This is a genomic window from Komagataeibacter kakiaceti JCM 25156 (assembly GCF_000613305.1).
Map to the genome: position 1 here is coordinate 1 of NZ_BAIO01000416.1, position 2090 is coordinate 2090.

Annotated in this window: 3 pseudogenes; all 3 read left to right on the forward strand. The window is 66.3% G+C overall.

Annotation, left to right across the window (positions count from 1 at the left end):
* Window positions 1-768: pseudogene (locus tag JCM25156_RS24845) on the forward strand (ATP-binding protein); the annotation flags it as partial.
* Between the two features lie 105 nt (window positions 769-873).
* Window positions 874-1436, forward strand: a pseudogene (locus tag JCM25156_RS24850) (NifU family protein).
* 33 nt (window positions 1437-1469) lie between these two features.
* Window positions 1470-2052 (forward strand): annotated as a pseudogene (locus tag JCM25156_RS24855) (malonic semialdehyde reductase).
* Window positions 2053-2090: the final 38 nt, after the last annotated feature.

A 2090-nucleotide genomic window follows, 5' to 3' on the forward strand; every position in this document is an offset into this window, starting at 1 on the left:
GGCCGATGTGGCCGATACGGTCGGGTCGGGCCGGTGGGTGCCGCTGGCCGACAAGGGCCCGCGTGAGGTGCGGTACCTCGCCCACGCCATCAACAAGATGCAGGATCGCATCAACCGCCTGATTACCGACCGCACGGAAGCGCTGGCCGCCGTATCGCACGACCTGCGCACGCCGCTGGCCCGCCTGCGGCTGCGCGCCGGATTTCTGGACGACCCGGCCGCCCAGCGGGAAATCGAGGCCGACGTGACCGAGATGGAGGCCATGATCGCGGGCGTGCTGGCCTATCTGTCGGGGGAGAAGGATCCCGAACCCGCGCGCCCGGTCAACGTGGCTCGATTCTCGCGACACGGGTGGATGATGACGCCGATCAGGGCCGCGACGTTACCTATGACGGCCCCGATCAGGCGCAGGCCGTGGTGCGCCCGCTGGCCATGAAGCGGGTGCTGGGCAACCTGATTGACAATGCCGTGAACTATGGCGGCAACGCCCATGTCAGCCTGCGGGTGACGGAGCACGCGCTGTGCATCCGCGTGGAGGATGACGGCCCCGGCCTGCCGGAGGCCGAGATCGGCCGTGTCACCACGCCCTTTTACCGTGTGGAGGGCTCGCGCTCACGCAGTACGGGCGGGCTGGGGCTGGGGCTTGCGATTGTCAGCCGCGAGGTGGCGCGCGACGGCGGGGAGTTCCGTCTGTTCAACCGCCCGCAGGGCGGCCTGTGCGCGGAAATTGTCCTGCCCCGCAATGCCGTGATACGGCAGGGCGCCTGAATGCGACTGCCTGGGGTTGGATTCGCCGCCGGGTCGATCATATAACAGGACTGGGAAAGTACTTTTGCGCCTTTTCCCGTCCCGTCATGTCTGGAAGACCGAGCAATGTTCATTGAAACAGAAGACACACCCAATCCCGCGACCCTGAAATTCCTGCCGGGGCGCGAGGTCATGGCCAATGGGGCTACGGCGGATTTCATCAGCCCGATTCCGTGGCGGGGCGGTCGCGCCTTGCGGAACTGGTGTTCGATCTCGATGGTGTGGCGCGCGTCTTCTTCGGCAACGATTTCGTGGCCGTGACCCGTGGCGACTCGGTCCAGTGGGATGAACTGCGCCCGCAGGTGCTGTCCGTGCTGGCCGATTACCTGGCCACCGGCCAGCCAGTTGTGGAAAGTGACGCGCAGGTTGTGGAAGAACTGGTTGCGCCGGGGGATGAGGACATCGTGCAGCAGATCAAGGAACTGCTCGATACCCGCGTGCGCCCCGCCGTGGCGGGTGACGGGGGGGACATCGTCTTCCGCGGGTATCGTGACGGGATTGTGCGGCTGACCATGCAGGGGGCGTGTTCGGGCTGCCCGTCTTCGCGCGCGACGCTCAAGCACGGGGTGGAGAACATGCTGCGCCATTATGTGCCGGAAGTGGTATCGGTGGAGCAGGTAGAGGCCTGATCGGCGGGCCTGCGCGTAATCTGGGAATGTTTCATGGCGCTTGATGATGCTGGGCTGGATCTTCTGTTTCGCAGGGCACGCACGCCGCTCGCCTGGAATGATCGCCCCGTGGGGCAGGAGACGCTGCGGCAACTGTATGATCTGGTCAGCCTCGGGCCGACCTCGGGCAACTGCTGTCCGGGCCGGTTCGTGTTTATCACCACCGAAAGCTGCCGCGAGCGGCTGCGTCCCGCCCTGTCCGCTGGCAACGTGCAACGCGTGATGACCGCGCCCGTCACGGTCATCGTGGCGCATGACCCGCTGTTTTTCGAGCGCATGGACACCCTCAGCCCCATTGCCGGCGTGCGGCAGTGGTTCGCGGCCGATGTGGGACTGGCGGAGGAAACCGCCTTTCGCAACGGCACGCTCCAGGGCGGTTACCTGATCATGGCGGCGCGTGCGCTGGGCCTGTCGGTGCTGCCGCTGTCGGGGTTTGACGCCGCGATGGTGGAGGACGCTTCATGGCGCAGCAGGCTGGCGGGCCAATTTTCTGGTCAGCCTTGGCTATACCGACGGGCCGCCCCCCACGCCCCGCGCGCCGCGCCTGACCTTTGATGACGCCTGCGTGGTCATATAACCCATGCGTATTCTGGTCATGGATGGCGCCGCGACCGG